The 4,185-nt window shown below is 68.1% G+C and carries 4 protein-coding genes and 2 pseudogenes; 5 read left to right on the top strand and 1 reads right to left on the bottom strand.

The genetic code is table 11. The annotated features are described in order from the left end of the window. Positions 1-535: pseudogene (locus B1A87_RS22200) on the top strand (aminodeoxychorismate synthase component I); the annotation flags it as partial. Positions 536-552: 17 nt separating this feature from the next. Here B1A87_RS22200 and B1A87_RS22205 read toward each other — a convergent pair. Further along, positions 553-1,284, bottom strand: coding sequence for an APC family permease (locus B1A87_RS22205; RefSeq protein ID WP_260681131.1), 732 nt, complete (start codon positions 1,282-1,284; stop codon positions 553-555). A gap of 116 nt (positions 1,285-1,400) precedes the next feature. On the opposite strand from B1A87_RS22205, the gene B1A87_RS22210 reads away from it, so the two are divergent. The 4 genes and pseudogenes from B1A87_RS22210 to B1A87_RS22225 all read left to right on the top strand — a co-directional run. Next, positions 1,401-2,216, top strand: coding sequence for a methyltransferase domain-containing protein (locus tag B1A87_RS22210; protein WP_078026958.1), 816 nt, complete (start codon positions 1,401-1,403; stop codon positions 2,214-2,216). 134 nt (positions 2,217-2,350) lie between these two features. Continuing rightward, positions 2,351-2,974: a LysE family transporter gene (locus B1A87_RS22215; protein ID WP_078027097.1), complete on the top strand. Its 624-nt coding sequence runs from the start codon at positions 2,351-2,353 to the stop codon at positions 2,972-2,974. 115 nt (positions 2,975-3,089) lie between these two features. Then, on the top strand, positions 3,090-3,662 hold the full coding sequence (locus B1A87_RS22220) for a low molecular weight protein-tyrosine-phosphatase (RefSeq protein WP_078027096.1): 573 nt from the start codon (positions 3,090-3,092) through the stop codon (positions 3,660-3,662). Beyond that, positions 3,659-4,185 (top strand): annotated as a pseudogene (locus B1A87_RS22225) (aminodeoxychorismate synthase component I); the annotation flags it as partial. The gene B1A87_RS22220 and the pseudogene B1A87_RS22225, both read left to right, overlap by 4 nt.

A 4,185-nucleotide genomic window follows, 5' to 3' on the forward strand; every position in this document is an offset into this window, starting at 1 on the left:
GCTGCAGGCGCTCACTTACCTCCCGGCCCTCGCCACCGTGCTGGTTCCGGAGCTCTCCGCGCGCCGCGGCCTCCGGCTGCTGGCCGAACGCATCGACGGCCGCCCGGACGCCGCTGTCCTCTTCGAACGGCTATACGGCGCGTCGGCGAATGCCGTCTGGCTGGATTCGTCCCTCGTCCCGCCCGTCCCGGACAGCGCGGACTGGGAGGGGACGCCCGCCGCGGAGCGCAGCCGCTTCAGCGTCCTTGCAGACGACGGCGGCACGTTCGGCCAGTCGGTCCGGCACCGCTCGGGGACCAACCGGATCACCGCCGGCTGCGCCACGGCCGAGGTGCCCGGCACGTTCTTCCGCTGGCTGGAGACCGTCTGGGGCCGGAAAGCGCTCCGCGCCCCCGAGGGGTATCCGTGCGATTTCACCCTGGGCTGGCTCGGGTACCTCGGCTATGAGCTCAAGCGCGAAACCGGCGGATCCGACGTCGCGGCGGAGACCCCTGATTCGGCCCTGATCTTCACCGGGCGGGCAGTGGTCCTGGACCTGTCTCTTATACACATCTAGATGTGTATAAGAGACAGGATGTAGACCACGCCCACCACGATCAGCGTGAGCCAGGTGGCCCGTTTGAGGTCCCGCTCCGGGTGGCGGAACTCCGCGGCCAGATGCGTCACGGCCTCCCAGCCGGCGAAGCAGAAGAAGAGCAGGCTCGCGGCGCCGCCCACAGCCCAGTAGCCGTGCGGAGCGAAAGGCTCGAAGTTCTCCGCCTTCGCGTGCGGCGCCGCGACGGCCACGGCCAGCGCCAGTAGCCCCACGAGGACCACCATGAGCGTCAGCTGGATGCGGCTGGAGAGCTTGATTCCGACGGCGTTGCTCGCGAACCCTGCCGCCAGCAGCACGGCTCCAGCGGCCAGCGCCGTTCCGCGGCCGCCGCCCAGGGCGTGGGCGATGTAGTTGCCGCCGATCACCGCGGTGGCGGGAGCCCCGAACGGGATGGCGAAGTAGAAGAGATAGCCGGCCACGGCGGAGGCGCGCCGCCCGAATGCCCGCGTCACGAAGTGCGCTATCCCCCCGGCGTCGGGCTGCTGACGGCTCATTTCGGCGAAACTGAACGCCACGGGAGTGCAGAACACCAGCAGCAGCGCCCACGCGAGGAGCGACGCCGGACCCGCCTCCCGGGCCGCGATGGCGGGGAGCACCAGCACGCCTGACCCGAGGATGGCACCGACATAGATCCCTGTTGCCCGGAAGACGCCGAGCCCTGCTTTGTTACTGATCCTGTTGTTCTCCACCCCTCTAATCATCCGCAGAAGCCGGGCCGGCAGAAGCGGGGAAACAGACGGCCGACGACAAAAAACTGCCGGTCTTGCTCCGGCCCATCCCCGGCGCGGAGGAGTAGCGTTTCCCTATGAGTGCGCAGCAGCCAGAAGATGTATATACGCATGGCCACCACGAGTCAGTGGTCCGCGCCCATGCCTCGCGGACGGCGGAGAACTCCGCGGCGTTCGTGATTCCGCACCTCACCCCCGGGGTGTCGGTGCTGGACGTCGGGTGCGGGCCGGGCAGCATCACGTGCGACTTCGCCGGACTGGTGGCCCCCGGGAAGGTGACCGGGCTGGACCGTTCCCCGGACGTCATTGCCCACGCGCGGGAACTTGCGTCCGATCGCGGCGTGGAGAACGTCGAGTTCGTGGCCGGCAACATCTACGACCTGGACTTCGAGGACGACACGTTCGACGTCGTGCACGCCCACCAGGTCCTGCAGCACCTGACCGATCCCGTGGAGGCGCTGCGCGAGATGCGACGGGTGGCCAAGCCGGGCGGCATTGTGGCTGTGCGCGACGCCGATTTCCACGGCATGAGCTGGTACCCCGCCATCCCCGAACTCGACGAGTGGATGGACCTGTACCAGCGGATCGCCCGGAGGAACGGCGCCGAACCCGACGCCGGACGCCGCCTGGTTTCCTGGGCGCAGGCGGCAGGATTCACGGACGTGGCGCCCACGAGCAGCAATTGGCTTTACGCCACCGGGCAGCAGCGGCGCTGGCAGGCCAGGGTGTGGGGCGAGCGCGTGCTGCACTCAGCCTTCGCCGAACAGGCCCTCGAGTACGGGTTCGTGCAGGAGGCAGACCTCACCCGCATCTCGGCAGGGTGGCACCGTTGGGGCTCCACGAACGACGGCTGGTTCCTCATCCCCAACGGCGAGGTCATCGCGCGCGCCTGAACCTGGGCCCGGCCCGTAGGCCCGCCGCCTCCACCGATTCACCAAAAATGGCCGACCAGGGCACCGTCCGGGCGGCCATTTTCGGCGAATGGCCGCGGGCGCAGCCCACCGGCAGGCCGCACTAAGCTTGTTTGGTGCAAATCTCCCTGTGGCTGGCCCTCGCGGGCGCCGGCGTCCTCATCAGCTTCACTCCCGGCGCGGGCGCCATCAACACCATGAGCAACTCGCTGACGTCCGGCTTCCGCCGCTCCATCTGGGGGATCCTCGGCCAACAGGCCGGGCTGATCATGCACGTTGTCATCGTCGCACTGGGCGTCGGAGTCCTCGTGGCGGGATCCCCCGTTGCCTTCAACGTCATCCGCTACGCCGGGGCCGCCTACCTCGTGTACCTCGGGATCCGGCAGTTCCTGCACAAGCCGGACCTGGACCAGGAAAAGGCCGCCGCCCTCAGGAACGAGCCCGCCTGGTCCATGTTCCGCCGCGGCCTCTGGGTGAACCTGCTCAATCCCAAGGCGATCGTGTTCTTCCTGGCGTTCATGCCACAGTTCATCCGGCCCGAACAGCCGCTGCTGCCGCAATACGTCGCCCTCACGGCCACCGTGGTGGTCATCGACATCCTCGTCATGTGGTTCTTTTTCGCAGCGGCCGCGAAGTCGTTCCAGCGCTTTACCCACGATGTCCGGGGCCAGACGAGGCTCAACCGGATCTTCGGCGTCCTCTTCGTCGCCGTGGGCGTCCTGCTGGCGCTCATCCATTAACCGGGCGGACGCGTTTTCGCAAATGTGACCCCGCGGTCAGGCAACTTTACGGAATCCGTAGACCATAAGGGCACTTACTAGCCAAGCGGGACGGTCATCCTCCATGCTTAGCACCATGACCTCAATGACCAGCCCGTACCGGATCATCGCGGTCTGCACCGGCAACATCTGCCGCTCCCCCATGGCCGAGCTGATGCTCACCGAGGCCTTCGCCGCCGCGGGGCTCGCGGGGGACGTCGTGGTGGACTCCGCCGGCACCACCGCCTACGAGGCCGGCCGCCCCATCGACCTCCGGGCGGCGCGGAAACTGACTGCCAACAACCTCAGCTCGGACCACCACACCGCCAGGGAGTGGCGCGCCGAATGGTTCGCCGAACGCCATCTGATTCTTGCCCTGGACGTGGACCACTACGGCTGGCTGCGCGCGTCGGCGCCGGATTCGGAGTCGCTCGCGAAGGTCCGCATGCTGCGCAGCTTCGACCCCGCACTCGAGTCGAAGGACCCGCTGGAACAGGGCATCGAAGACCCCTGGTACGGCGGGCACGCGGACTTTGATGCCGTATGGGACCAGGTCCGGGCATCGGTGCCGGGAATCGTCGAGTACGTCCGTTCCGCCCTCGCTGCAGCCTCAGCCGATGACGCCCCGCTCCAGCTTCAGAACAGCGAGCAGGTACGCTCTATTTCATGACCCCCGCACCTGTGATCATCGCCATTGACGGGCGGTCCGGCGCAGGCAAGACCACGTTGGCCATCGAACTGGCGGCACGGCTGCGGAACCACCACAAGGTCTCCCTGTTTCACCTTGAGGACATCTATCCCGGCTGGAACGGCCTCGCCGCCGGCGTGGAGCGTTACGTGACCACGGTGCTGGCGCCCCTCCGGCGCGGCGAACCGGCAACCTGGGTCAGCTGGGACTGGGAACGGCATTACGACGGCGACGCCCGGGTCACGCTGCCCGCCGAGATCGTGATCGTCGAAGGCGTGGGAGCAGCTGCCGCGGCGGCCAGGCCGCACCTGGACGCCGTCATCTGGGCCGATTCGCCGGACAACGAACGCCGCAGCCGCGCCCTCGAGCGCGACGGTGATACCTATGAGCCCTACTGGGACCAGTGGGCCGCCCAGGAATCAGAGCTCCTTGCCGCGGACAACGTGCGGGAGTACGCGGATGTCCGGGTCCTGAACCGTGCCGACGACACCGCTCCGGCGGACGT

It is taken from the genome of Arthrobacter sp. KBS0703 (assembly GCF_002008315.2).
Lineage (GTDB): Bacteria > Actinomycetota > Actinomycetes > Actinomycetales > Micrococcaceae > Arthrobacter.